This window comes from Agrobacterium radiobacter (assembly GCF_040801995.1).
GTDB classification, from domain to species: domain Bacteria; phylum Pseudomonadota; class Alphaproteobacteria; order Rhizobiales; family Rhizobiaceae; genus Agrobacterium; species Agrobacterium radiobacter.
Map to the genome: position 1 here is coordinate 1,159,870 of NZ_JBEGHX010000001.1, position 24,303 is coordinate 1,184,172.

Genomic DNA, 24,303 nt, shown 5'->3' on the forward strand with positions numbered 1-24,303 from the left:
CAAAAGCATAGGAACAAGGCGATGCGTGGAACAGGCTTTCAGAGCCAGAACAGCAGCAGTTCCTTCAGCGCACCCGTTGCATTCTGGGTAAGCGATCCCTTGCCGACCGCCGCCTTCGTATAAAGCGGAACCTCCCGCAACAGGCGCTCACCCGAAAAAATCCTGAGCGTTCCGGCATTTGCGCCAACGTCCAAAGGTGCATTCAGCGGCCAGCGATAGACGATTCGTCCGGAAATACGCTCCGGATTATTGACTGGCACCAGCACGCTGACATCTTCCTTCGGCGAAAGATCGATATGCGCGACATCGCCGCCATAGACGCTGACCGACCCGACAGCCTCGTCCTTGCTGAAAAGATGGCGTTTCTCAAAGGCCGTCAGGCCCCAGTCCACCACCCGGCGGGCTTCCTCCTGCCGCGTCTTGTCGTCCACGATGCCTGAAAGCGCCAGATAGACCCGGCGGCCTTCCCGCTCGGCCGAGACGACGGCCGCAAAACCACTGCCTTCGGCAAAACCAAGCCCGAGACCATCAATACCGCTGCCTGGCATCAACAGCGTGTTCTTGTTGCGTTGGAAAATCCGGTTCCATTCGAAATCCGGCTTGGTGAAAAGCCCGTAACGGTCGGGATAGGTATCATGCAGATGCTGGGCAAGGCGCACCATGTCCCTGGCGGTCGTCTGGTTGCCGGGATCGGGAAGCCCCGTGGAATTGGTAAAGGTGCTGCGGCTCATGCCAAGTTCGCCCGCCCGCGCCGTCATGCGCTTGGCAAAGGCGGCATCCGAGCCCGTCATGCCTTCGGCGATGACAATGCAGCCATCATTGGCGTTCTGGACGATGATGCCGGTCAAGAGATCATTGATGCTGACGGAGGATTTCAGCGCCGCGAACATGGTCGAGGTGCGCGACGGCGCACCGCCCGTGCGCCAGGCATACTCCGAGACGGGATAAGCGGTCTCAGGCGTCACCTGACCCTTGGACAGCGCATCCAGCACCACCTCCACCGTCATCAGCTTGGCGAGCGATGCAGGTGGAAAAGGCTGATTCTCATTCTGCGAAAGAAGCACCGTTCCCGTTTCGGCATCGACCATATAGGCCTGTTCGGCCTTGGCGATGAAGGGGGCTGTCTGTGATTGCGCCGGGCCTGCACTGAAAAACGCAAGCGCAGCCGCCGTGACGACCGAACAATAGGAGCGATGAATGGCCTTGCGCATGAAACCGCCCAGTCCTGCCTGCCGCAACCGGCTGCCCGCGATAAAGGCGAGAGGCCGGCCGTATCCTTCAATCCGTCAGCGCGACTTCGCCTGCTGACGCTTCACATGGGCGAGTATCGATTGCTCATTGAGCGCGCCACGATCGACGAGCACGCTGTCAAAGGCGCTCGCGGTCCTGGAAACCGTAGCAGATTCTTCGGAATAGGCCGCGGCAAATTTGGAAGACGGCGTCGGCACGCGCAGATAATTGCCGCCGGGGGCAGCCGGCTCACGCATGAAATTGCCTTCCGGACGCTCGGCCAGGATAGGGCCGATTTCCGGCAGGATCGCGAATTGTTCGAAAACCGGCGCCGGGCCATTGACCAGCGGCATGGCCTGAAGCGCGGCATTCTTCTTGGAACCGACGAGCGCCGTCTGGGTAGAGCCGCCGTAATTCGGGTTGGAGGTGGGGGCGGGAACGAAATTCGGCGAAGCCGAAGCCACCATCACGCCCGTTGCGATCTGCCCTTCCGGTGCTACACCCGGCGAACGCGATCCCTTCGGAATGTAAGATGCCATCAGATAGGGCATGTCGTGACCGTCAAGCGGTGCGCGGCCGGCATATTGCACCCGCACATTCGCCGTTCCAGTGGCCTTCATGTCCAGAAGATCGGCCGTCTTGCTGGAAACGTCGATCAGGCGGCCTTCATGGAACGGTCCGCGATCGTTGACGCGCACGAGAACCGAAGCGCCATTCTCCATGTTGGTGATGCGCGCGTAGCTCGGCAGGGGAAATGTCGGATGTGCGGCAGAAAGATGTTCTTTGTCGTAGACTTCGCCATTGGCGGTCAGGCGGCCATGAAAGGCGGAACCGTACCAGGAAGCAAGACCGGTCTTGTTGTAACCCGGCTCTTCCTTCGGGAAATAACGGCGGCCCTTGACGGTATAGGCATTGCCGACCAGCTCGCGCCCGCCGCCCTTGGGAATGCTTTTGCCATCGGCCACACGCGGGCTGGCTTTGACGCCATATTCGGATTCGGAAAAATATTCCTTGCTGCGCTTGGGTTTAGGCTTGGTCTCGGACGTCGTGGAACACGATGCAGTCGCAGCGCAAAGCACGGAAATTGCGAGCCACTTCACGCCCGACCTGGCGTTGATGCCGAGTTTCTTGACCGAAGAATTCAAATCGTCTGCCCCACGCTGCTATTGGCTCGGAGAACCGCACCCTCACTTGCCTCGATAATTGCCCCTGCCATCGAAGCACCTAACAGTCGCTTAATCTTGTGCATAACGTGGCGAAAATGCGAACGACTTCTGCAAATTCGATAAAATTGTAACGAACGTGGTTAATGATTTCTATCTTTTAAGCCCGCCTGTCGGGCCCAATCTACCCACCTCGGCCTCCCTTCCCGACCGCATCCTCAAGGAACAAACGGACGACGACCGCGTTTTCTCCCCGCAAACAACGAGCTTCCGCCGGTTTCGGCTGAGGGAGGAAACATGATCAAGTTTATGAAAACCACAGGTCTGGCGATTGGCATCGCCCTCGTATCCTTCGCCGCACCAATCCCTGCAGGTGCACAGGACATGGAGCTCAGAATCGGCCCTGACGGCGTTCGCCCCGTCATCCGAGATCGTGACCGGGATATGGACCGCCGTGGCCCGCCCCGCATGCGCGGTTGCAGCGAACGCGAAGCCCGTGCCGCTGCCCGTGAGGCAGGTTTACGCGATCCCGAGGTCGTACGCGTCACGCCGGGTCGTGTCGTCGTTGAAGGCTTCACGCGCCGGGGACCGGATCGCATCACCTTCGCGAATGAACGGGGTTGTCCGGAAATCTGATCAAATTAGCCGCTCGGAACCCGCCGAAAGGCGGGTTTCCCATTCACGCCGATCTCCAGCCATTCCAAAGCAAAGCAACGCGATCGAAGCATCCTTCGTCGCTGCTCTTTTAGAATGATTTTCGGACTGAATGGCAGATGGGGTGGGATTCGAACCCACGGTACGCTCTCACGCACGCCGGTTTTCAAGACCGGTTCCTTAAACCACTCGGACACCCATCCATCGGTGGTGAGGCTTTATAGCGGTTTGAAAAAGGCCGTCAATCCCGCCCGGGCGAGCGGCGTCGTCCTTCTCTTTATGGTTGGCAGATCATTGCCCCGGGGTCGTTGCCGGCGGCAGCAGGGATCCGTCGCCTGAAGGTATCGACGGCACCTGCTGGGCCGAATCGAACAGCGTCAGGCTCAAAACAATTGCGATTAGCACTAGCAAAAGCGCCACGAAGAAAATTCCGGATTTATCCATGCGTCTGCTCATGTCACGTTATGTTAAAGGCGAATATGTGCAATTCGAGGCAATGCAAAGAATAAAGGGAAAGTCTGTCAAGTTGTCTTACAGATTTACCGAGCTCATCTTTTAAAAATCTGCTGATTGAACAAAATTTATGCGCGGGCGTACTGTTTGGGTCGGAAGTGGCCTATCGCGTCAGCACTCTTGTCACTTATATCAAGCCATCGCTCCCGGGCATTGCCCAACTTTCCCCGAGCGATCAACCTGCCCCGCCTATTTGCGGGGCTTTTTTTTATTTGCGATCACAGAGGCTGAAGCATGCCCGAGGGGCCGGCTACGCGCCAGACGCTCTCCCTTTAGACGCCGATGCCCGGTCCGCCATTGCCATGCCGGCCGTCGCCGCGAAGAATATCCTCGAACAGGTTCAGCAGAGCGGGCGGCAAGGTGTCTGACAATTCCGCGATGATTTCATTGGCGCGATTATAGGAATAGATGGCGCAGAGCGTCAGTACCAGGAGCAGGATCCACGGCCAGATCGGTTTGCGCCTTTGCGGCGCTCCATCAGGTTGTTGCGGTAAAGTCATGCGGGCACCTCCCGTTCAGGCCTTCACGCGCGGCTCGCCTCCCGGCGCATAGGCGGTTTTCTGCAGGAAACGGAATATATTGCCGCACTGGGCGCAACGGATCATGAAATCCGTCGGATCGCCCGAGACGCGCTCAGCGCGAAATCCCCTAGGCATTTCATCGATGCGAAAATCGACGTCACGGCGGCTCTTGTCATCCGATTCCGACGCTTCGGCAAAACCCTGATGACCACATTTGGAACATTCGAGCTTCCGGGAATATCTGTCGCGCGCTGCCATATGCCGTCCTTTGCTTGGTGGTTATCAGGTAGCAGCGGCAAAACATCATTTCAATGCCGATCGCCTCAGGTTAAAGCTTTGCACGGCTATTTCCCGTCCCGGAGAATCATCCGGCGGCCAACCGAATATGGAAGTCCATGAAAGACCAGAAACCCCTGCTTTCATCGTCAGTCATGCTCCGGACCGCCCTCATCGCCGGAATTCTTCTCATCTTTCTCGGCGCGCTCAATGTCGGCATCAAATGGTACGGCGAGCGGATTCTCCAGGCGGGCCATACGGCGGCCACCGAGGACGTGGAGATCGTCATCGGCAACGACCGGCTGAAGCTTGCGAAAAACACCCTGCGAGCGCCTTCCGAGCGCCTCAGCGGAGAACGCGAACGCATCGATCTTTATCTAAGCTGGCCGGACCTCAGGGGCTATGAGGATGCGAATCGCTCTGTTTTCGATGATCCGACGCAGGCGGCGGGGTTGATTTTCATCCAGCTTTCGCAAAGCACCATGTCGGAGGATATGTCCGGTCGCTTCGCGCCGATCTATTCACGCCTGACAGAGGGAGAGCCGGTGCCGCTGAAGCACGGCCTCGTGCTGCACCGTCTGCGCGCCGATTCCGGCTACGGCAAGGAAGTCATATTGACGGGCGAGCGTGAGGGCGGCAACGCCTATGTGGTGCGCTGCCTCCTGCCGCAACCGCCGCAGGAGGCCACTGGCAGCGATTGCCAGAGGGATATTCACACCGGACAGGATCTCAGCCTGTTCTACCGTTTCTCCTCCGCCCTGCTGCCACAATGGCAAAAGCTGGATGCGAATGTGAAAAACTATATCGAGCGACGCCTCGTAAAAGACGGAAATCCGTGACACGGCACGGCACAGATTGTGTGCGAAAAGTCGCATTTTATGGGAGGCAGATACCTTTCATAAACCACTTGGTAACGCCATCCCGATAAAGTTTCGTCTCGGAGCATCGGGCGGGGCGTGTCCGAGCGGAACATAAATATGCGATTGAAGAGTTCAGCAGTGTTGAAAAGTCTATCTGGAGCACATTCGCGCAAAGCGGGTGCAACGTCTTTCGTGAGGTTTATTGCGTTAACCCTTGCTGCGGCGTTCATAACCGCAACATCCGTTCAGACCGCAAAGGCCGACCCGAAATATGCGGGTATCGTCATCGACGCCAAGACCGGCAAGGTCCTCTATGGTGAGGATCCTGACGGCCTGCGTTATCCAGCCTCGCTGACGAAGATGATGACGCTTTACCTGACGTTCGAAGCACTCAATACCGGACGCATCTCGCTTGATTCCAAGGTGCCGGTTTCCGCCAACGCCGCCAAGGAGCCACCATCCAAGCTCGGCGTGCGCGCCGGCGGCAGCATCACCGTGGAACAGGCTATCCTTGCGCTCGTCACCCGTTCTGCAAATGACATGGCAACCGCGCTCGGCGAATATATCGGCGGCTCGGAAGACCGCTTTGCCAGAATGATGACCGCCAAAGCCCGTGCACTCGGCATGACCCGCACGACCTATCGCAACGCCAACGGCCTGCCCAACACGGCGCAGATGACGACGGCGCGCGACCAGGCCCGCCTCGGCGTGGCGCTTCGCCAGCATTTTCCGCAATATTACGGCTATTTCTCCACCCGCACCTTCAACTTCGGCAAGCAGGTTATCGGCAACCATAACCGCCTCGTCGGAACCGTGAAGGGCGTGGATGGCATCAAGACGGGCTACACCCGCGCAGCCGGCAGCAACCTTGCCACGTCGGCGCAGATCGACGGTCGCTCGATCGTCGCTGTCGTTCTCGGCGGCCGTTCGAGTGCTGCCCGTGACGCGACCATGCGCAAGCTTGTTGCTACTTACCTGCCGCAGGCATCGCGCGGCGGCAACAGCAACCTGATCGCGCAGACGCGTTCTGCTCCGGTCGAAGAACCCGTTGCCGTGGCTGCAGCTGTGCCTTCCGTGGCCGTCGCAGCGACCGATTCCGGTCTTCCGCATGCAGGTCCCGTTCCGCAAACCCGTTACGAGGAAGCGCCGGTCACCGCCTTTGCGGGCTCCTCTTCCAATGCAGCCGTCAAGGCCATGGAAGCCGCCACCTGGCAGAAGGGCAAGGATCCGATTGCTCAGGCACCCGCTGCACCGGACCGCAAGTTGATCACCAACTCGACCAAGGTGGACAATATTACCACGGCGTCTGTCGCCTCCGCCCCTTCTGTTTCGGCTCGATCCGAGGCTCCGCAAGGCGGCTGGGTAATCCAGATCGGCGCATCACCGGACGAAAATTCCGCCCGCGGCCTGTTGCAGAACGCGCAGGAAAAAGGCGGCGCGGCATTGCGCTCCGCAAAACCCTTCACGGTCGCCTTCAGCAAGGACGGCTCCCAGATCTACCGCGCCCGTTTCGGCGGCTTTGATGGCCAGAACGCTGCGGTGAATGCATGTAATGTACTGAAAAAGAAAGGCGTCAGCTGCTGGGCGTCACTCCAGTAACTGATGTTTCCGCAGGCGGTGCTTCATTGTCGAAACATCGCCTGTCTCCTCGAATTGTGTAATGAGTAGCGAGGCTTTCCAAGATGGCAGTCAACGAGAATTATTCGGACATTGCGTCTGGCAATGGGCATGGCAGCTTGTCGGTTCTGCATCCCATTCACGAGGCGGCAATGCGTATCGCCGATCTCGGTCTCAACCGTTCCAAGGCAAAAACGCGCGATCTCGTGGCGCTGCTTCTGTCGCATGGCGCCCGTGCCTGGCGCTCCAATCAGCCGGAAGCAAACATCCACCTTCATGTCGCGAGCCGTTCGGGTCGCGCTCCGGTCCATATTCGGATTCGCTGAAAATCAAACGCAGTTGATACGACACAAAGAAAAACCCCGCGGAGCCTGAGCGCCGCGGGGTTTTTCTTGATTGGTACCCGAAGATGACGAGGCGGCTTACGCCTCGTTTTCCGGCGTATCCGGCAGATCGTCGGCGGCATCTTCGCCATTACCGTTCTCTGCTTCGTCGTCGCCTTCCGGCTCGTTGATGCGCTCCACGGAAACCACCTTCTCATCCTTCGCGGTAGAGAAGATCGTCACACCCTTGGTGGCGCGGCTGGCGATGCGGATGCCGTTGACCGGCACGCGGATGAGCTGCCCGCCATCGGACACCAGCATGATCTGGTCGCCTTCGTCCACGGGGAAGGCCGCAACCAGTTCGCCGATCTCGTTGGTCTTCGAGGTGTCAGTGGCGCGGATACCCTTGCCGCCGCGGCCCGAGGTGCGGAAGTCGTAAGAGGAGGAGCGCTTGCCGAAGCCCTTCACGGAAACCGTCAGCACAAATTCTTCACGTGCCTTCAGTTCCTGATAACGCTCTTCGCTCAGTTCACCCTCTTCCGTCACTTCCTCGCCAACGAGTGCAATATCGTCCTCATCGACGCCTGCGGCACGCCGCTCAGCAGCCGAGCGCTTCAGATAGGCTGCACGCTCCCACGGCTCCGCTTCCACATGCCCGACAATGGTCATGGAGATGATGCGGTCGCCTTCGGCCATGTTGATGCCGCGCACGCCGACGGAGTTGCGGCCGGCAAAGACGCGCACATCGTCCACGGGGAAGCGGATGCACTGGCCGAGCGCGGTCGTCAGCAGCACGTCATCGCGGTCCGTACAGGTTTCGACGGAGAGGATTTCATCGCCCTCCTCGTCCAGCTTCATGGCGATCTTGCCATTGCGGTTGACCTGCACGAAATCGCCGAGCTTGTTGCGGCGAACCGTGCCGCGTGTCGTCGAGAACATCACGTCAAGCGTTTCCCAGGTGGTCTCATCCTCGGGCAACGGCATGATGGTGGTGATGCGCTCTCCGGGCTCCAGCGGCAACATGTTGATCAGGGCCTTGCCCTTGGACTGCGGCGTGCCGATCGGCAGACGCCAGACCTTTTCCTTGTAGACGATGCCACGCGAGGAGAAGAACAGTACCGGCGTATGGGTATTGGCAACGAAGAGGCGATTGACGAAATCCTCGTCGCGCGTCGCCATGCCAGAACGGCCCTTGCCGCCGCGACGCTGCGCCCGGTAGGTGGTCAGCGGCACACGCTTGATGTAGCCGAGATGCGAAACGGTGACGACCATGTCTTCGCGGGCGATGAGGTCCTCATCGTCCATGTCGGGGCCGCCCTCGACAATCTCGGAACGACGCGGCGTGCCGAACTCGTTGCGGATCGCGATGAGCTCTTCCGTGACGATCTGCATGATGCGCAGGCGTGACGACAGGATCTCAAGATATTCGCTGATTTCCGCGCCGATCTTGTTCAGCTCGTCGCCGATTTCATCGCGACCAAGTGCGGTGAGGCGGGCAAGGCGCAATTCGAGAATGGCGCGCGCCTGCTCTTCGGAGAGATTGTAGGTACCGTCTTCATTGATGCGGTGACGCGGATCGTCGATCAGACGGATCAGGCTTTCCACTTCCTGCGCCGGCCAGCGCCGGGTCATCAACTCCTCGCGGGCCGAAGCCGGATCGGGAGCGTGACGGATGACGCGGATGACCTCATCGATATTGGCGACGGAAATCGCCAGACCGACCAACACATGCGCACGCTCGCGCGCCTTGCGCAGCAGGTACTTCGTGCGGCGGCTGACGACATCCTCGCGGAAGGAGACGAAAGCGCGCAGCATGTCGAGCAGCGTCATCTGTTCCGGCTTGCCGCCGTTCAGCGCCACCATGTTGCAGCCGAAGGAGGTCTGCAGCGGTGTGTAGCGATAAAGCTGATTCAGAATGACATCGGCATTGGCGTCGCGCTTCAGCTCGATGACGACGCGATAACCCTGGCGGTCGGATTCGTCGCGCAGGTCGGAAATGCCCTCGATGCGCTTTTCCTTGACCAGTTCGGCCATCTTCTCGATCATCGACGACTTGTTCACCTGATAGGGAACCTCGGTGATGATGATCTGCTCGCGGTCGCCACGCATCGGTTCGATGGTCGCGCGGCCGCGCATGATGACCGAGCCGCGGCCCGTCTCGTAAGCTGAGCGGATGCCGGAGCGGCCCATGATCAGAGCACCGGTCGGGAAATCCGGGCCGGGAATGATCTGCATCAGTTCGGGCAGCTCGATCGCCGGATTTTCGATCAGCGCGATACAGCCGTCGATGACTTCGGACAGATTGTGCGGCGGAATATTGGTAGCCATGCCGACGGCGATGCCGCCTGCCCCGTTGACCAGGAGGTTCGGGAACTTGGCCGGAATGACGACCGGTTCCTGCAAGGTGCCGTCATAGTTGTCGCGGAAATCGACCGTTTCCTTGTCGAGATCGTCGAGCAGCGAATGGGCGGCCTTTTCCAGACGGCATTCGGTATAACGTTCGGCCGCCGGCGGATCCCCGTCGATGGAGCCGAAGTTACCCTGCCCGTCAATCAGCGGCAGGCGGAGCGACCAGTCCTGCGCCATACGCGCCAGCGCGTCATAAATCGCCGAATTGCCGTGCGGATGGAATTTACCCATCACGTCACCGGTAACGCGGGCGCATTTGACGTATTTTTTGTTCCAGTCGATGCCGAGTTCGGACATGCCGTAAAGAATACGGCGATGAACCGGCTTCAGGCCGTCTCGCACATCGGGAAGCGCGCGGGAAACGATAACGCTCATGGCGTAATCGAGATACGACCGCTGCATTTCCTCCATGATGGAAATCGGTTCAATGCCTGGCGGAAGTTTTCCGCCGCCGGGGGGGCTCTGGTCAGTCAAAACGGATCACATTCTCTGTTAAGAATCGGATGGATTTTTATAGCGGAAACAGCCACGTTAAGCCAATTTCCCGGCGAGTTTTGAACAGTCTTTTGCGTCATTTGCAAGACATACACCGCTTTTCGCCATTTAGGTCAGCAAAAGCGTCGCCACTCCCTTTTAAAGCGATTGCGACTTGCGTAGTCTCACGCGCAAAAAGGCAATAAGCGGGGAAAAAATGGCCAGCAGCGAAACGCTCATCAACGCGCTTACCACACTTCTGGTCACACTCGATCCGCCGGGTCTCGCCCCCGTCTTCCTGGCGCTCACCGCCGGCATGAACCGCGACCAGCGCAGCCAGGTGGCGCTGCGCGGTTCCATCATCGCCTTCGGCATTCTCGCCGTCTTCGCGCTCTTCGGCCTTGCGATCCTCAACCTGCTCGGCATTTCGCTCGGCGCCTTCCGCATCGCCGGCGGCCTTCTGCTGTTCTGGATCTCCTTCGAGATGATTTTCGAGAAGCGCCAGGAACGCAAGGAAAAGACTTCCGAAATCGCCATCACCAAGGACCACCTCCACAATCTGGCGGTCTTTCCGCTGGCGCTGCCCCTGATCGCCGGACCGGGCGCCATTTCCGCCACCGTGCTGCTTGCCGGCTCAATGAAGACCACCGTCGAGATGGTGGTGCTCATCCTGATCCTCGCTTTCGCCATGGCCCTTGTTTATGCCGCGCTCATCGTTTCGGAGCGGATGGACCGCTTTCTCGGCAATACCGGCCGCGCGATCCTTACCCGACTGCTCGGCGTTCTGCTTGCGGCGCTTTCCGTGCAATTCGTGGTCGATGGCATAAAATCGGCCTTCGCGTTCTGAGGCGCTTCGCGACACCAGCGCAATAAATTCCCGCCAACCGCTGAAATGCCGGAAAATCCTCCCTTTAAATCCGCCCTCTGCTTCGGCTAAAAGACGCATGTTTTTTCGGATTCGAAAGTTATCTCCATGCGTTCCACGCTGCGTCGCCTCATCCCGGATGCCGCACCCGTCAGCAACAGGGAAAGGCTGCGCTCCGCAACCGGCGCCTTTGTCGGCATCCTGCTGACCGGCCTTTTGGGAAGTCTCGCTCTCCGTTTCGATCCCACCCTGCCAGCCATGATCGCGCCGATGGGCGCTTCGGCCGTGCTTTTGTTTGCCGTGCCCTCCAGCCCGCTGGCGCAGCCATGGTCGATCCTCTGCGGCAACCTCGTTTCGGCTTTCGTTGGTGTGACCGTGGCGCTGTTGGTTCCGGATTTGTTTCTTGCCAGCGCGCTCGCCATCAGCCTCGCCATCGCCGCCATGATGGCGCTGCGCTGCCTGCACCCGCCAAGCGGTGCTGTCGCACTGACTGCCGTCCTCGGCGGCCCTGCCGTGCACAGCCTCGGCTATGGTTTCCTGCTGTGGCCGGTCGCCGGAAACTCGCTGATCCTTCTTGCTTTGGCCCTCGCCTATAACAATGCCACCGGTCGCGCCTATCCGCACGGCCTGAAGCTCGGCAAGGCCGCCCACGGCACCACGGATCCGACACCCATCCAGAAAATCGGCTTTTCCTCCACCGATCTCGACGAGGTGCTGAAGGAATATGACGAGTTCATCGATATCGACCGCGATGCGCTGGAAACCATCCTGCGCAGGACCGAGTTGCGTTCCTACCGGCGTCGCGCGCTGCATCTCGATTGCGAAAGCGTCATGTCGCGGGACGTGGTCGGCGTTGCTCCTGACGACAGCCTGCGCCACGCCCATGCGCTGATGCACAGCCATCATTTCAAGGCGCTGCCCGTCACCAATGACAGGGCCGAAATCGTCGGCATCGTCACCCAGACGGACTTTCTGGAAAAGGCGAGCTGGAGAAACGGTCGTCCCTCCATCGGTTTCCTGCAGCGGCTGCGCCTCATCCTCTCAGGCGCAAGCGCACCCAATGATACGGTCAAGGACATCATGACATCACCGGTGAAAACCGTGCGACCGGAAACCTCCATCGAGGAAGCCATCATCCGCTTTGCGGAGGAAGGGCTGCATTATCTGCCGGTGATCGATGCCAGGGGCAAGATGGTGGGCATCGTGTCGCAATCCGATGTCATGGTCGCGATGCTGGCGGACAAAGTCGCGGCATAGCTTGCCGCGACGTGGAAGTATCCTCCTCTCAGGAGGAACCGGCAAAGCCTGAAGTCAGCGTCTCGCCTTCAGGAGGCGCTGCCACAGCGTACCGCCGAAGAACCGACCGAGTACGACAAAATAGGCGATGATCAGCGCGAAGGCGATAAAGGCGGGCGCGCCGTTGAGGGCAAAACCTTCGGGCGTTCGCCCACCCGCGACCGTCGCGACCAGAAATCCGGCGGCGAAAAACGCCGTCCAGAAATCGAGGAAAAAAGCAAGAATGATGCGCCAGGTGGCGGGCTGTTTCGGCTGCACGGTTTCGTCAGTCAAGCTCACCTCCTGTCACGCGTTTCTTGATCCACCGTCCGATCAGAACGGGATGTCGTCGTCCATGTCATTGGAGAAGCCGCCGGCGGGCTGGCTGCCGCCACGGGCAGAGCCGCCGCGCGACGAGGACTGCTGGTCGTAACCGCCGCCATAGCTGGAGCCGCCGCCGCTGCCATAATCGTTGCCGCCGCCGAAATCGCCACCGCCGCTGCGGGCAGCACCGCCGCCCTCGCCGCGACCGTCAAGCATGGTCAGCGTGGAGTTGAAGCCCTGCAGCACGATTTCGGTGGAGTAACGGTCGTTACCGGTCTGGTCCTGCCATTTGCGGGTCTGCAGCTGGCCTTCGATATAGAGCTTGGCGCCCTTCTTGACATATTGCTCGACGACCTTGCACAGGCCTTCGTTGAAAACCACGACGGTGTGCCATTCGGTCTTTTCCTTGCGCTCGCCGCTATTGCGGTCACGCCAGGTCTCCGAGGTGGCGATGCGCAGGTTGGCGATGGGGCGGCCATCCTGCGTCCGGCGGATTTCGGGATCAGCGCCCACGTTCCCGATCAGAATTACCTTGTTTACGCTACCAGCCATCTCGTCATCCTGTCCGCCGGCCATCATGACCGGCAATTGCATTTCAAAAAATTTGCCACACAATAGCTGCCGCCGCCCGCAAAGGGCACCGCAAGCATGGAACTATCCACAAAGAATAATCTTAAGCTGCGGGAGCGGACATTCGCGCTTGCATTTCGTTCCTTTTTTGTTCTATTAAATCGCAGATTTCGAGTCAAGCTTTCCGAAAAGCTGCGACCGAGAGGGAATAGACCTCGACACACCCGGCTGCGTCACTACATAAGGACGCGCTGCCATCAAGCCTGTTATTTTTGTCCGAGCCTTGTCATGAGTGAACTGAAGACGATTTCCATCCGTGGCGCCCGCGAGCATAACCTCAAGGGCATCGATCTGGATTTGCCGCGCAACAAGCTGATCGTCATGACCGGCCTTTCCGGCTCGGGCAAGTCTTCGCTTGCCTTCGATACGATCTATGCCGAAGGCCAGCGCCGTTATGTCGAAAGCCTCTCGGCCTATGCGCGCCAGTTCCTGGAGATGATGCAGAAGCCGGATGTCGACCAGATCGACGGCCTGTCGCCGGCAATCTCCATCGAGCAAAAGACCACCTCGCGCAACCCGCGCTCCACGGTCGGCACGGTCACCGAGATCTACGATTATATGCGCCTTCTCTTCGCGCGTGTCGGTGTCCCCTATTCGCCAGCCACCGGCCTGCCGATCGAAAGCCAGACTGTCAGCCAGATGGTCGATCGCATTCTCGCTTTCGAGGAAGGTACGCGTCTTTATATTCTTGCGCCGATAGTCCGCGGCCGCAAAGGCGAATATAAGAAGGAACTCGCCGATCTGATGAAGAAGGGCTTCCAGCGCGTCAAGGTGGATGGCCAGTTCTACGAAATCGCCGACGTTCCTGCTCTCGACAAGAAATACAAGCACGACATCGACGTGGTGGTCGATCGCGCCGTCGTGCGCCCGGACATGGCAGCACGCCTTGCCGACAGTCTCGAGACCTGCCTCAAGCTCGCCGACGGGCTGGCGATTGCGGAATTTGCTGACAAGCCTTTGCCACCGGAAGAAACCGCCGCTGGCGGCTCCGCCAACAAGTCGCTCAACGAGACCCATGAGCGGGTGCTGTTTTCGGAAAAATTCGCCTGCCCCGTTTCCGGCTTCACCATTCCGGAAATCGAGCCCCGGCTGTTCTCCTTCAACAACCCCTTCGGCGCCTGCCCGAGCTGCGATGGCCTTGGCTCGCAGCAGAAGGTGGATGAAAACCTGATCGTTCCGGAACCGGCACGAACGCTGCGGGACGGCGCGATAGCTCCCTGGGCCAAATCATCCTCGCCCTATTACAACCAGACGCTGGAAGCACTCGGCAAGGCCTTCGGTTTCAAACTCTCGAGCAAATGGTCGGACCTTTCGAAGGACGCACAGAACGCCATCCTGCAGGGCACCGAGGAAAAGATCGAATTCAACTACCAGGACGGCGCCCGCTCCTACAAGACGGTGAAGAATTTCGAAGGCATCGTGCCCAATCTGGAGCGTCGCTGGAAAGAGACCGACAGCGCCTGGGCGCGTGAGGAAATCGAACGCTACATGTCGGCGGCCCCCTGCCCGGCCTGCGCCGGTTATCGCCTGAAGCCGGAAGCGCTCGCCGTCAAGATCAACAAGCTGCATATTGGTGAAGTCACCCAAATGTCGATCCGCATGGCGCGCGACTGGTTTGAAGTGCTGCCGGAAAACCTCAACGCCAAGCAGAACGAAATCGCAGTCCGCATCCTCAAGGAAATCCGCGAGCGCCTGCGCTTCCTCAATGATGTCGGACTGGATTATCTCAGCCTGTCGCGCAATTCCGGCACGCTTTCCGGCGGTGAAAGCCAGCGTATCCGTCTGGCCTCGCAGATCGGCTCGGGCCTGACGGGCGTTCTCTATGTTCTCGACGAGCCGTCAATCGGCCTGCACCAGCGCGACAACGCCCGCCTGCTCGATACGCTGAAACATCTGCGCGATATCGGCAATACTGTCATCGTGGTCGAACATGACGAAGACGCCATTCTGACGGCCGATTATGTCGTCGATATCGGCCCGGCCGCCGGCATTCATGGAGGTCAGGTGATTGCCGAAGGATCACCGCAGGAGGTGATGGCCAATCCGAAATCGCTGACCGGCAAATATCTTTCGGGCGAACTCGGCGTCGCCGTGCCGGCTGAGCGTCGCAAGCCCAAGAAGGGCCGCGAAATCAAGGTGTTTGGCGCGCGCGGCAACAACCTGAAGAATGTCACGGCAGCTGTGCCGCTCGGTGTTTTCACTGCCGTAACCGGCGTTTCGGGCGGCGGCAAATCCACATTCCTGATCGAGACGCTTTATAAATCGGCGGCGCGCCGGGTGATGGGTGCGCGCGAAATCCCGGCCGAGCACGACCGCATCGATGGTTTCGAATTCATCGACAAGGTGATCGATATCGACCAGTCGCCGATTGGCCGCACGCCGCGTTCCAACCCGGCCACCTATACCGGTGCGTTCACGCCGATCCGCGACTGGTTCGCCGGTCTGCCGGAAGCCAAGGCGCGCGGTTACGCGCCGGGCCGTTTCTCCTTCAACGTCAAGGGCGGCCGCTGCGAGGCCTGCCAGGGCGATGGCGTCATCAAGATCGAGATGCACTTCCTGCCTGACGTTTACGTCACCTGCGATGTCTGCCACGGCAAGCGTTATAATCGCGAGACGCTTGACGTCACCTTCAAGGGCAAATCCATCGCCGACGTGCTGGATATGACGGTGGAGGAAGGCGTGGAATTCTTCGCCGCCGTGCCGGCTGTGCGCGACAAGCTGCAATCGCTTTTCGATGTCGGCCTCGGTTATATCAAGGTCGGCCAGCAGGCCAATACGCTCTCCGGCGGCGAAGCGCAGCGCGTCAAGCTCGCCAAGGAACTGTCCAAGCGCTCCACCGGTCGCACGCTCTACATTCTCGACGAGCCGACGACCGGCCTGCATTTCCACGATGTCAACAAGCTGCTCGAAATGCTGCATGCGCTTGTGGAACAGGGTAATTCCGTCGTGGTGATCGAGCACAATCTCGAAGTCATCAAGACGGCGGACTGGATCATCGATATCGGGCCTGAAGGCGGCACGGGCGGCGGCGAAGTGGTGGCGACCGGTACGCCGGAAGACATCGTGAAAGTCGAGCGTTCCTATACCGGTCACTTCCTGAAGGAGCTTCTGGAGCGCCGGCCGGCCGGAAAACGGGAGGCTGCGGAGTAATCCGCAGCTTTCGTCGCAAAGGTTCGAAAGGCCGAAGGCCGGAGGAGGAATAACACATGTCGACATCAGGCACGATCCGCACCGGTATCGGCGGCTGGACCTTCGAGCCCTGGGAAGGCACTTTTTACCCCGAAAAATTGCCGAAGAAGCGCCAATTGGAGCACGCCAGCCGGCAGCTCACGGCCATTGAGGTGAACGGCACCTATTACAGCAGCCAGAAACCGGAGACCTTCGCCAAATGGGCTTCCGAAGTACCCGAGGATTTCGTCTTCTCGCTAAAGGCAAGCCGCTTTGTCACCAACCGCAGGGTTCTGGCCGAGGCCGGTGAATCGATGACGAAGTTCCTGACGCAGGGGCTGACGGAACTCGGGTCCCACCTCGGCCCGATCCTCTGGCAATTCGCGCCGACAAAAAAATTCGACGCGGAGGATTTCGGCGCATTTCTGGCGCTCCTGCCCGAGAAGCAGGACGGTATCCGTCTTCGCCATGTCGTCGAGGTGCGCAACCCGACATTTCAGGTTCCGGAATTCATCGATCTTCTCGCCAAGCACAAGGTCGCCGTCGTCTGCGCCGACCATCATGACTATCCGATGCTGCCTGACGTGACGGCCGATTTCGTCTATTGCCGCCTGCAGAAGGGCGAGGACGACATCAAGACCTGTTATCCGAAAAAAGAAATCGACCACTGGGCCGAGCGGGTAAAGACCTATGCAAAGGGTGGCGTGCCGGACGATCTGCCGCTGATCGCACCGGAGCGAAAAGTCGAAATGACCCCGCGCGACGTCTTCGCTTTCTTCATCACCGGCGGCAAGGTCAATGCGCCCAATGGTGCGCAGGAACTGCAAAAGGCGGTCTGAGCGCTTTCAGCCCGCCATTTCCTTCGTCGAGCTGAAATCGATGGTCGCGAAAGCGGCCTCGATCACCTCCGGGCCAGCCCCCAGCCGGGTGGCATCGCTGGAGAGGATTTGCCGGAAACGGCGCGCGCCGGGCATGCCCTGAAACAGTCCGACCATATGGCGAGTGACGTGGTTGAGACGTCCACCCGCGGCGATATAGTCGGCGGCATAGGCCATCATGGCGTCACGCAGCGCCATCCAGTTCGGCTGCCGGGCCTCTTCGCCATAGATGCGATGGTCGACATCGGCAAGGATGGACGTGTTGTGATAGGCCGCCCGGCCGAGCATCACACCATCCATATGTTGGAGGTGCCCGCTCGCCTGATCGAGATCGGCGATACCGCCATTGATGCCGACAAAGACGTCAGGGTTTTCCCGCTTCATGCGATAGACGAGATCATAATCGAGCGGCGGCACTTCGCGGTTTTCCTTCGGCGAAAGCCCTTGCAGCCAGGCTTTTCGCGCATGAACCCAGACGGCGTCCGCGCCTGCCGCAACAACCCGCTTCAGAAAATCCGGCAAAACCGCTTCCGGCTGCTGATCATCCACGCCGATCCGGCATTTCACCGTAACCGGCACGCGGGCGACAGCCTTCATTGCCGAGACACATTGCGCCACCACATCAGGCTCGCGCATCAGGCATGCACCAAAGGTACCAGATTGCACCCGATCCGAGGGACAGCCGACATTGAGATTGATCTCATCATAGGCGTAGTCCCCGGCGATCCGCACCGCTTCGGCAAGCTTGGCCGGATCAGACCCGCCAAGCTGCAGGGCGACGGGATGCTCCTGAGGATGATAGCCGAGCAGCCTGTCACGCTGACCATGGATGATGGCGTCGGCGACGATCATTTCGGTATAAAGCAGCGCGCGCTTCGACAATTGCCGGTGCAGAAATCTGCACCTCGTGTCGGTCCAGTCGATCATCGGGGCCACGGCGAAGATTTTTTCGCCGCTTGCAAGCGCTTGTCTGTACATGGATTAACCTCTTTGCGCCGGCTTCTACAGCAAAGGACCGTAAAAAGCCAGTTTTGCAGGCAGGGTCATTTTGAACTGGAAATCGCCCCGGAATCGCGGGACAAGAATTGCACCCAAAAAAGACGACAGGAAATCCACATGGCCGCCACCGTCATCCCCGCTCCAAAACCCGTTCTCCTGCCCGTTGAAGGCACGGGCGACCTGTTCCCCGTACGGCGGGTCTATTGTGTCGGCCGCAATTATGCCGATCACGCCATAGAGATGGGCCATGACCCCTCGCGCGAGCCGCCCTTCTATTTCCAGAAAAACCCGGACAATCTGCTGCCCGCAGGACGGGATTTTCCCTATCCGCCGCTGTCATCCAATGTGCATTATGAAGTCGAATGCGTCGTGGTGCTGAAAAGCGGCGGTTCCGATATTCCGGCGGCCGAGGCGCTGAACCATGTCTGGGGTTACGCCGTCGGCATAGACATGACCCGTCGGGACCTTCAGGACGGTCTTAAGAAGATGGGGCGCTCCTGGGAAGGCGCGAAGGCTTTCGAATATTCCGCGCCGATTTCGGCCATCGTCCCCGCAGACAAGATCGGCCATCCCGCTACCGGTGCGATCTGGCTCGACGTCAATGGCGAACGCAGACAGACGGGCGACCTCGCCCAGATGATCTGGAAAGTGCCGGAAGTGATTGCCGAGCTTTCCAAGCTGTTCACGCTTGCCGCCGGTGACGTCATCATGACCGGCACACCGGCCGGCGTCGGCCCCATCGTGCGCGGCGACCGGATCGAATGCGGCGTCGAGGGTGTCGGCACGCTTGCCGTGACGGTTGCCTGAAGGCAGTCAGAAAAAACCAAAAGGGAGGACACCACCATGCCGCTTTACCGCCTTGCCGACCGGGTGCCGCAGACCCCTACCCCGGATAGCTACTGGGTAGCGCCCGACGCCAATGTCATCGGCTCGGTCACGCTCGGCGAGGATGTCGGCATCTGGTTCGGCGCAACGCTGCGCGGCGATAACGAGCCGATCAGCGTCGGGCGCGGCACCAATATTCAGGAAGGCGTGATGGTGCACAGTGATCCCGGCTTTGCCGCTGTCATCGGCGAAATGTGCACCATCGGCCACCACGCCATCGTACATGGCTGCACCATCGGCGATAATTCGCTCATCGGCATGGGGGCGACAATCCTGAACGGCGCAAAGATCGGCCGCAACTGCCTCGTTGGCGCCAATGCGCTGGTGACGGAGGGCAAGGAATTCCCGGACAATTCCCTGATTGTCGGCTCGCCGGCGCGCGCCATCCGGACGCTGGACGATGAAGCCGTCGCAGGGCTCCGCCGCTCGGCGGAAAAATACATCGAAAACTGGAAGCGTTTTTCGAAGGATCTGGCGATCGTCGAGGGATAGGAAACGGCGGGCATCCACGCCCGCCCCGCCTCGAGACTAAGCCGAGCAGGCGGCGCAGAGACCGCGAATTTCAATGGTTGTCTTTTCCGCCTTGAACTTGCTGTCCTTTACCCAGCGCTCAAGGCGGTGGTCGATCTCATGATCGTGAAACTCCGTCACCTGCCCGCAGGATTCGCAGATGGCGAAAGCGACAGTCCCATGGTGGTGCGAGCAGCACTCCGCCTGCGTATGGGTGCAGGCAACAAAGGCGTTGAGGCTCTCAAGCCGGTGCACGAGACCAAATTTCACCAGCTTTTCCAGCGCCCGATAAACCTGCAGCGGCGCGCGAAAACCATCGTCCCGCAGCTTGTCGAGGATCATATAGGCGCTGAGCGGCTGATGCGCATTTGAGAGGGCATTCATGACCAGCGACTGGTTTTTGGTGAGGTTCTGCTGGGTCTGCACATTCATGACTTGCCTCCTTCATCCGCGGCGCGGGAAAAACCCGGCGCCGGCAACAGGCTTATAACGAAGAGGATCACCGCGGCAACCACGATGGAAGGGCCGGACGGCGTATCGTAGGTGAGCGAGCCGAACAGGCCGCCGACAACTGCAACCGCACCGATCAGCGAAGCCACCACCGCCATCACCTCAGGCGTCGCGGAAAAACGTCTGGCAGTGGCAGCCGGTATGATGAGCAGCGAGGTAATGAGCATGATGCCGACCACCTTCATGGCAATGGCGATCACCAGCGCCATCAAGAGCGTAAAGATCAGCTTCGCGCGCTCCGGGTTCAACCCCTCTGCCTCAGCCAATTCTGTATTGACGGTGGAGGCGAGCAGCGACCGCCACAGGAAGACCATGGAAACGATGACCACCAGCCCACCGCCCCAGATCAGGGCGATATCGCTGCGGGTAACAGCGAGAATATCGCCAAACAGGAACGAGACGAGGTCGATACGCACCCAGCTCATGAAAGCGACGATGACAAGACCGATCGCCAGCGCCGAATGGGACAATATGCCAAGGAGTGCATCGGAGGAGAGAGCCTGCCGGCGTTGCAGGAAAATCAAAAGGATCGAAACGGCCGATGCCACCAGAAAAACGCTGACGATGAGGTTGAGCTGCAACAGCAGCGACAGCGCGACGCCGAGCAGCGCCGAATGGGCCATCGTATCACCGAAATAGGCCATGCGCCGCCAGACGACGAAACAGCCGAGAGGACCGGCAGTGAGCGCGACACCGATACCGGCGACCATGGCGCGAACGAAGAAATCGTCAAACATAGCGCTCTCCCTGCCGCTGGCTGGAGGAAGTATGGCCCTCATGCTCATGCTGATGGCCGCAGCCGCATTCGCCATGGTCGTCATGATGGTGGCCATGGTCATGCATATGGTGGTGGCCGTCCTCGGGGTGGCAATGATCGGTCACCGAACCATCCGCATGCTGCACCCGGCCATCGGGCAAATGGGTATGATCGTGATGGTGGCTATAGACGGCAAGCGCCTTGGCTGCCGAGCCGCCGAACAGCCGCATATATTCCGGGCTCTGGCTCACCGCCTGTGGCGTGCCCCGGCAGCAGACATGGCCGTTCAGGCATATGACGGTGTCGGTTTCCGCCATCACCACATGCAGGTCATGCGAGATTAACAGAATTCCGCAATTATTTGAATTTCTGATATTTTTTATCAGATCATAGAGAGCAATCTCACCGGAGAAATCGACACCCTGCACGGGCTCGTCAAGAACCAGCAGATCGGGCTTGCGGGCGATGGCGCGGGCCAGAAGCGCGCGCTGGAACTCGCCGCCGGAAAGGTGCTGGACCTCGGCGTTGGCGAGATGCGCAATGCCAGTCGCATTCAGCGCCGCGTCGATTTCACGGGCTGGCAGCGGCCCGGTCAGCGTCATCAGCCGGCGCACCGAAAGCGGCATGGTCCAATCAACGGAGAGCTTCTGCGGCACATAACCAACCCTCAGACCGGCAATGCGCGAGACCTCGCCCTCGGTCGGCTTCAGCACACCGATCGCCATTTTTGCGCTCGTTGATTTGCCGGAACCGTTCGGCCCGATCAGCGTGACGATCTCGCCTTTGCTGACGGAAAACTCCACGCCGCGCACCAGCCAGCGGCCGTTGCGCTGCACGCCGGCATTGGCAAGGGAAACCAGTATCTCGTTGCCCCGATGGGCGGAATGAAGCATGGGATTGTCCGTTCGGCGATGTTGCTTACCGCTATTGCATACGTTATAGAGTAACGCAATAAATGTAATAACATAACTATACTTCTTCAAGTGGAGTGCATTTCATGAAATCGTTCCTGATCCCGCTCATGGCATCGGTGGCTATCGCAGCCGCCGCTTCCGGCGCCACCGCCGCGCCCGATGTCGTGGTCTCGATCAAGCCCATCCATTCCCTCGTCGCCGCAATCATGCGGGGCGTCGGTGAACCGCAGCTCATCGTCGACGGCGCGGCCTCACCGCACACCTATAATCTCAGACCGTCCAATGCGCGCAAGCTGGAAAAGGCCGATGTGGTCTTCTGGGTTGGGCCGGGCCTTGAAGCATTTCTGGAAAAGCCGCTGGAAGCGCTTGCCAGCAAGGCAACCGTGGTGGAGCTGGAAGACGCCAAGGGGCTGGAGAAGCTGCCCTTCCGCGAAGGCGGCCCCTTTGAAGCACATGACCATGGCGACGAAGGCCATGATGCGCATGACGGTCACGCCGAAGAGGAAGGCGCACACGATCATGGACACGACCATGCGGAAGGTCACGGGGACCACGACCATGGCGCATACGACACCCATCTCTGGCTAGATCCCGCCAATGCCAAGGCCATGGCGCAGACGATAGAAACCGCGCTGATTGCAGCCGATGCCGGCAATGCCGCGACCTATCAGGCCAACACCAAAAAACTGATCGACGATCTCGATGCGCTTGATGCTGAACTCAAGGAAACGGTCAAGCCGGTGAAGGACAAGCCCTTCATCGTCTTCCACGATGCCTATCAGTATTTCGAGCATCGTTACGGCGTGAAGACGGCGGGATCGATCACCGTCAGCCCCGAAACCCTGCCAGGTGCTGACCGTGTCAAACAGATGCAGGAAAAGGTTCGCCAGCTCGGCGCAACCTGCGTCTTCGCTGAACCGCAATTCGAGCCGAAGCTGATTTCGGTCATCACCGAGGGTACTGCAGCAAAATCGGCAACGCTCGACCCGGAGGCAGCGACGCTGGAGCCCGGTCCCGATCTCTACTTCAAGCTGATGCGCGGCATTGCGGGCTCTCTGAAGGATTGCCTGTCCTGATGCGTATTGTCGTGCGCTGACGCCCCGGCTGTCATTCCGGGCCTTCAGCCGAAAGCCAGTCAGCGCACGATAAAAACATCATTTATACCAACATCTTACGCTAACAGATTAAAGTAAAACTTTAAAAAAGTCGCGAACGCAACGGGGTCAAGACTTGCAGCACCTATTGCGAAGCGAGCCATCTACGGCTTCGGCGCCATCGAAGACCAGACCGGGCTGCTGATGCTCTGCAAGGTTTCCGGCGGCGCGCCGTTGATGCGCGCCAGAAGGGCCTTTGCAAGCTCCCTGCCCGCCAGCTTGATATCCTCATTGACGGTGTGGATCTGCGGTTTGATCCAGTTCAGGAACTCCGCGGACTGTTTCGAGACGATATCGATATCCTCACCGATCCTCACACCCGCCGCCTCGAAGCCGGCCACCAGCGCGATGGTGCTGCTACCGCTGATCGAAACGATACCGTCGGGGCGGTCATCCGACTGCATCAGCCGCTGACCGAAATCGCGGATTTTCTCAAGCGGCGTTTCGATGGTGATGGCGTCCAGCGGAAATTCGGTGAGACCAAAATCCCTGATCCCCCTGTTGAACCCCTTGCGGGCGTGATCGTGGAACGAAAACCGCGATGGCGGCACGATGACGGCGATCCTTTTGCGTCCGCATTGCGCCAGCCGCTCGACCGCCTCATAGGCATAGGCCTCATTGTCGAAATCATGAAAGGCGTGTTCGATACCCATGTCCGAACGCCCATGGGTGACGAAGGGCATGTTACGCTCAGTCATGAAACGGACGCGTGGATCGTTAGGCTCGATCTTCGAAATAATGACCCCATCCGCAGAACCGGTATCGAGAATATAGCGGATCGGCACCATGGAATCCTTGGCATGGATGTGGGGCGTCACGACCAGATGATATTGTGTCGTAGAAAGAACCTCGGTGATACCAAATACCATCTGGCTGGTGAAACCCATCAGCTCTTCATCGACACTCAGAACAAGGGCAATCACATTGGTCTTGCCGGTGCGAAGGCGCACGCCCGCGCGGTTTGGCTGGTAGCCGATCTGCCGGGCAATCAGCCGCACGCGCTCCTTGGTTTCAGCACCGATGTCAGGCGCATCCTTCAGCGCGCGCGAGACGGTGGTGATGCCGAGACCCGTCATATAGGCGATTGTCTTCAAGGTCGGGCGCTCGCCCGTCGTTGCAGGAGTTTCGCCCCCGCCGGATTTGCCAGTATCGTTCATGTCATTTCGCCACGCTTTACCGAACGATAATCATAGATAGCTTTTTCTCTGTTGCAAAGGCAAAGGTCCGCGGTCAACGGCCGGTCTTGTCCGACTATCCGCCAATTCAGCTAAAACGATATAGGTCCGGAAAATATTTCACGGTACTTCCCCCTTCTTCCGGCACAGAATTTCCAGAAATCCACGGATACACATCTTAACTGAAAAGATTAATATCTTGATGCAAATCACTGATAT

General features: G+C 59.4%; 24 protein-coding genes and 1 tRNA gene. 11 read left to right on the forward strand and 14 right to left on the reverse strand.

Annotation, left to right across the window (positions count from 1 at the left end):
• Positions 1–38 precede the first annotated feature (38 nt).
• Both MRBLRC7O_RS05890 and MRBLRC7O_RS05895 read right to left on the reverse strand, forming a co-directional pair.
• Positions 39–1,211 carry a D-alanyl-D-alanine carboxypeptidase family protein gene (locus MRBLRC7O_RS05890; protein ID WP_080866135.1) on the reverse strand — a complete coding sequence of 391 codons (1,173 nt, stop codon included), beginning with the start codon at positions 1,209–1,211 and terminating at the stop codon, positions 39–41.
• A gap of 75 nt (positions 1,212–1,286) precedes the next feature.
• Positions 1,287–2,375: a septal ring lytic transglycosylase RlpA family protein gene (locus tag MRBLRC7O_RS05895; RefSeq protein ID WP_099085419.1), complete on the reverse strand. Its 1,089-nt coding sequence runs from the start codon at positions 2,373–2,375 to the stop codon at positions 1,287–1,289.
• A gap of 315 nt (positions 2,376–2,690) precedes the next feature.
• Here MRBLRC7O_RS05895 and MRBLRC7O_RS05900 point away from each other — a divergent pair, with 315 nt between their 5' ends.
• A complete protein-coding gene (locus MRBLRC7O_RS05900) occupies positions 2,691–3,029 on the forward strand; it encodes a hypothetical protein (RefSeq protein WP_003502734.1) in 339 nt (112 codons plus the stop codon).
• Between the two features lie 131 nt (positions 3,030–3,160).
• On the opposite strand, the gene MRBLRC7O_RS05905 is transcribed toward MRBLRC7O_RS05900, so the two are convergent.
• The 4 genes from MRBLRC7O_RS05905 to MRBLRC7O_RS05920 all read right to left on the reverse strand — a co-directional run bounded on the left by MRBLRC7O_RS05905 (position 3,161) and on the right by MRBLRC7O_RS05920 (position 4,339).
• Positions 3,161–3,250, reverse strand: a tRNA-Ser gene (locus tag MRBLRC7O_RS05905).
• Between the two features lie 88 nt (positions 3,251–3,338).
• Positions 3,339–3,491 (reverse strand): hypothetical protein, encoded by a 153-nt coding sequence (locus tag MRBLRC7O_RS05910; protein WP_003502736.1) that lies wholly within the window; start codon positions 3,489–3,491, stop codon positions 3,339–3,341.
• A gap of 341 nt (positions 3,492–3,832) precedes the next feature.
• Complete coding sequence (locus MRBLRC7O_RS05915; RefSeq protein WP_003502740.1) at positions 3,833–4,060, reverse strand: hypothetical protein; 228 nt, start codon at positions 4,058–4,060, stop codon at positions 3,833–3,835.
• 15 nt (positions 4,061–4,075) lie between these two features.
• The gene (locus MRBLRC7O_RS05920; protein ID WP_003502742.1) at positions 4,076–4,339 is read right to left on the reverse strand and encodes a hypothetical protein; all 264 of its coding nucleotides are present in this window, start codon (positions 4,337–4,339) and stop codon (positions 4,076–4,078) included.
• Between the two features lie 137 nt (positions 4,340–4,476).
• On the opposite strand from MRBLRC7O_RS05920, the gene MRBLRC7O_RS05925 reads away from it, so the two are divergent.
• The 3 genes from MRBLRC7O_RS05925 (at position 4,477) to MRBLRC7O_RS05935 (ending at position 7,160) form a co-directional block, all read left to right on the forward strand.
• Entirely contained in the window at positions 4,477–5,196 is a 720-nt protein-coding gene (locus tag MRBLRC7O_RS05925) for a hypothetical protein (RefSeq protein ID WP_003502745.1), read from the forward strand.
• 138 nt (positions 5,197–5,334) lie between these two features.
• On the forward strand, positions 5,335–6,816 hold the full coding sequence (locus tag MRBLRC7O_RS05930) for a D-alanyl-D-alanine carboxypeptidase family protein (protein ID WP_080570138.1): 1,482 nt from the start codon (positions 5,335–5,337) through the stop codon (positions 6,814–6,816).
• Between the two features lie 83 nt (positions 6,817–6,899).
• On the forward strand, positions 6,900–7,160 hold the full coding sequence (locus MRBLRC7O_RS05935; RefSeq protein ID WP_003502750.1) for a hypothetical protein: 261 nt from the start codon (positions 6,900–6,902) through the stop codon (positions 7,158–7,160).
• Between the two features lie 96 nt (positions 7,161–7,256).
• Here MRBLRC7O_RS05935 and gyrA read toward each other — a convergent pair whose 3' ends face one another.
• A complete protein-coding gene (gene gyrA, locus MRBLRC7O_RS05940) occupies positions 7,257–10,040 on the reverse strand; it encodes a DNA gyrase subunit A (protein WP_080866136.1) in 2,784 nt (927 codons plus the stop codon).
• Positions 10,041–10,257: 217 nt separating this feature from the next.
• Between gyrA and MRBLRC7O_RS05945 the strand changes: the two genes are divergently transcribed.
• Positions 10,258–10,887, forward strand: a complete 630-nt coding sequence (locus MRBLRC7O_RS05945) for a MarC family protein (protein ID WP_003502754.1) — start codon at positions 10,258–10,260, stop codon at positions 10,885–10,887.
• Positions 10,888–11,013: 126 nt separating this feature from the next.
• Positions 11,014–12,162 (forward strand): CBS domain-containing protein, encoded by a 1,149-nt coding sequence (locus tag MRBLRC7O_RS05950; RefSeq protein ID WP_003502756.1) that lies wholly within the window; start codon positions 11,014–11,016, stop codon positions 12,160–12,162.
• Positions 12,163–12,216: 54 nt separating this feature from the next.
• Here the strand turns inward: MRBLRC7O_RS05950 and MRBLRC7O_RS05955 are convergent, their stop codons facing one another.
• Together MRBLRC7O_RS05955 and MRBLRC7O_RS05960 are read right to left on the reverse strand one after the other, a co-directional pair.
• On the reverse strand, positions 12,217–12,480 hold the full coding sequence (locus tag MRBLRC7O_RS05955; RefSeq protein WP_223564850.1) for a hypothetical protein: 264 nt from the start codon (positions 12,478–12,480) through the stop codon (positions 12,217–12,219).
• A 33-nt stretch (positions 12,481–12,513) separates the two neighbouring features.
• A complete protein-coding gene (locus tag MRBLRC7O_RS05960; RefSeq protein ID WP_003502762.1) occupies positions 12,514–13,098 on the reverse strand; it encodes a single-stranded DNA-binding protein in 585 nt (194 codons plus the stop codon).
• Between the two features lie 264 nt (positions 13,099–13,362).
• Between MRBLRC7O_RS05960 and uvrA the strand changes: the two genes are divergently transcribed.
• Together uvrA and MRBLRC7O_RS05970 are read left to right on the forward strand one after the other, a co-directional pair.
• Positions 13,363–16,284, forward strand: a complete 2,922-nt coding sequence (gene uvrA, locus MRBLRC7O_RS05965; protein ID WP_003502764.1) for an excinuclease ABC subunit UvrA — start codon at positions 13,363–13,365, stop codon at positions 16,282–16,284.
• A gap of 56 nt (positions 16,285–16,340) precedes the next feature.
• The gene (locus MRBLRC7O_RS05970) at positions 16,341–17,141 is read left to right on the forward strand and encodes a DUF72 domain-containing protein (RefSeq protein WP_003502766.1); all 801 of its coding nucleotides are present in this window, start codon (positions 16,341–16,343) and stop codon (positions 17,139–17,141) included.
• 6 nt (positions 17,142–17,147) lie between these two features.
• Here MRBLRC7O_RS05970 and dusA read toward each other — a convergent pair whose 3' ends face one another.
• The gene (gene dusA, locus MRBLRC7O_RS05975; RefSeq protein ID WP_003502768.1) at positions 17,148–18,158 is read right to left on the reverse strand and encodes a tRNA dihydrouridine(20/20a) synthase DusA; all 1,011 of its coding nucleotides are present in this window, start codon (positions 18,156–18,158) and stop codon (positions 17,148–17,150) included.
• 138 nt (positions 18,159–18,296) lie between these two features.
• On the opposite strand from dusA, the gene MRBLRC7O_RS05980 reads away from it, so the two are divergent.
• Entirely contained in the window at positions 18,297–18,986 is a 690-nt protein-coding gene (locus tag MRBLRC7O_RS05980) for a fumarylacetoacetate hydrolase family protein (protein WP_003502771.1), read from the forward strand.
• Positions 18,987–19,022: 36 nt separating this feature from the next.
• Positions 19,023–19,556, forward strand: a complete 534-nt coding sequence (locus MRBLRC7O_RS05985; protein WP_003502773.1) for a gamma carbonic anhydrase family protein — start codon at positions 19,023–19,025, stop codon at positions 19,554–19,556.
• Positions 19,557–19,592: 36 nt separating this feature from the next.
• On the opposite strand, the gene zur is transcribed toward MRBLRC7O_RS05985, so the two are convergent.
• From zur to znuC, 3 genes are read right to left on the reverse strand one after another with little or no spacing between them, the layout of a single operon-like run.
• Positions 19,593–20,006, reverse strand: coding sequence for a zinc uptake transcriptional repressor Zur (zur, locus tag MRBLRC7O_RS05990; protein WP_367727385.1), 414 nt, complete (start codon positions 20,004–20,006; stop codon positions 19,593–19,595).
• Entirely contained in the window at positions 20,003–20,821 is an 819-nt protein-coding gene (znuB, locus tag MRBLRC7O_RS05995; RefSeq protein WP_003502777.1) for a zinc ABC transporter permease subunit ZnuB, read from the reverse strand. Before znuB ends, zur begins: the two co-directional genes overlap by 4 nt.
• The gene (gene znuC, locus MRBLRC7O_RS06000) at positions 20,814–21,734 is read right to left on the reverse strand and encodes a zinc ABC transporter ATP-binding protein ZnuC (protein WP_003502779.1); all 921 of its coding nucleotides are present in this window, start codon (positions 21,732–21,734) and stop codon (positions 20,814–20,816) included. Before znuC ends, znuB begins: the two co-directional genes overlap by 8 nt.
• A gap of 104 nt (positions 21,735–21,838) precedes the next feature.
• On the opposite strand from znuC, the gene znuA reads away from it, so the two are divergent.
• The gene (znuA, locus tag MRBLRC7O_RS06005) at positions 21,839–22,831 is read left to right on the forward strand and encodes a zinc ABC transporter substrate-binding protein ZnuA (protein ID WP_003502781.1); all 993 of its coding nucleotides are present in this window, start codon (positions 21,839–21,841) and stop codon (positions 22,829–22,831) included.
• Between the two features lie 182 nt (positions 22,832–23,013).
• Here znuA and MRBLRC7O_RS06010 read toward each other — a convergent pair whose 3' ends face one another.
• Positions 23,014–24,066 (reverse strand): LacI family transcriptional regulator, encoded by a 1,053-nt coding sequence (locus tag MRBLRC7O_RS06010; protein ID WP_003502783.1) that lies wholly within the window; start codon positions 24,064–24,066, stop codon positions 23,014–23,016.
• Positions 24,067–24,303 lie beyond the last annotated feature (237 nt).

What these genes read in the sequence shown, in the direction of transcription:
- MRBLRC7O_RS05890 (WP_080866135.1), bottom strand. Translation starts at nt 1,211, where the DNA reads ATGCGCAAGGCCATTCATCGCTCCTATTGTTCGGTCGTCACGGCGGCT.
- MRBLRC7O_RS05900 (WP_003502734.1), top strand. Translation starts at nt 2,691, where the DNA reads ATGATCAAGTTTATGAAAACCACAGGTCTGGCGATTGGCATCGCCCTC.
- MRBLRC7O_RS05910 (WP_003502736.1), bottom strand. Translation starts at nt 3,491, where the DNA reads ATGGATAAATCCGGAATTTTCTTCGTGGCGCTTTTGCTAGTGCTAATC.
- MRBLRC7O_RS05915 (WP_003502740.1), bottom strand. Translation starts at nt 4,060, where the DNA reads ATGACTTTACCGCAACAACCTGATGGAGCGCCGCAAAGGCGCAAACCG.
- MRBLRC7O_RS05920 (WP_003502742.1), bottom strand. Translation starts at nt 4,339, where the DNA reads ATGGCAGCGCGCGACAGATATTCCCGGAAGCTCGAATGTTCCAAATGT.
- MRBLRC7O_RS05925 (WP_003502745.1), top strand. Translation starts at nt 4,477, where the DNA reads ATGAAAGACCAGAAACCCCTGCTTTCATCGTCAGTCATGCTCCGGACC.
- MRBLRC7O_RS05930 (WP_080570138.1), top strand. Translation starts at nt 5,335, where the DNA reads ATGCGATTGAAGAGTTCAGCAGTGTTGAAAAGTCTATCTGGAGCACAT.
- MRBLRC7O_RS05935 (WP_003502750.1), top strand. Translation starts at nt 6,900, where the DNA reads ATGGCAGTCAACGAGAATTATTCGGACATTGCGTCTGGCAATGGGCAT.
- MRBLRC7O_RS05945 (WP_003502754.1), top strand. Translation starts at nt 10,258, where the DNA reads ATGGCCAGCAGCGAAACGCTCATCAACGCGCTTACCACACTTCTGGTC.
- MRBLRC7O_RS05950 (WP_003502756.1), top strand. Translation starts at nt 11,014, where the DNA reads ATGCGTTCCACGCTGCGTCGCCTCATCCCGGATGCCGCACCCGTCAGC.
- MRBLRC7O_RS05960 (WP_003502762.1), bottom strand. Translation starts at nt 13,098, where the DNA reads ATGCAATTGCCGGTCATGATGGCCGGCGGACAGGATGACGAGATGGCT.
- uvrA (WP_003502764.1), top strand. Translation starts at nt 13,363, where the DNA reads ATGAGTGAACTGAAGACGATTTCCATCCGTGGCGCCCGCGAGCATAAC.
- MRBLRC7O_RS05970 (WP_003502766.1), top strand. Translation starts at nt 16,341, where the DNA reads ATGTCGACATCAGGCACGATCCGCACCGGTATCGGCGGCTGGACCTTC.
- dusA (WP_003502768.1), bottom strand. Translation starts at nt 18,158, where the DNA reads ATGTACAGACAAGCGCTTGCAAGCGGCGAAAAAATCTTCGCCGTGGCC.
- MRBLRC7O_RS05980 (WP_003502771.1), top strand. Translation starts at nt 18,297, where the DNA reads ATGGCCGCCACCGTCATCCCCGCTCCAAAACCCGTTCTCCTGCCCGTT.
- MRBLRC7O_RS05985 (WP_003502773.1), top strand. Translation starts at nt 19,023, where the DNA reads ATGCCGCTTTACCGCCTTGCCGACCGGGTGCCGCAGACCCCTACCCCG.
- zur (WP_367727385.1), bottom strand. Translation starts at nt 20,006, where the DNA reads ATGAATGTGCAGACCCAGCAGAACCTCACCAAAAACCAGTCGCTGGTC.
- znuB (WP_003502777.1), bottom strand. Translation starts at nt 20,821, where the DNA reads ATGTTTGACGATTTCTTCGTTCGCGCCATGGTCGCCGGTATCGGTGTC.
- znuC (WP_003502779.1), bottom strand. Translation starts at nt 21,734, where the DNA reads ATGCTTCATTCCGCCCATCGGGGCAACGAGATACTGGTTTCCCTTGCC.
- znuA (WP_003502781.1), top strand. Translation starts at nt 21,839, where the DNA reads ATGAAATCGTTCCTGATCCCGCTCATGGCATCGGTGGCTATCGCAGCC.
- MRBLRC7O_RS06010 (WP_003502783.1), bottom strand. Translation starts at nt 24,066, where the DNA reads ATGAACGATACTGGCAAATCCGGCGGGGGCGAAACTCCTGCAACGACG.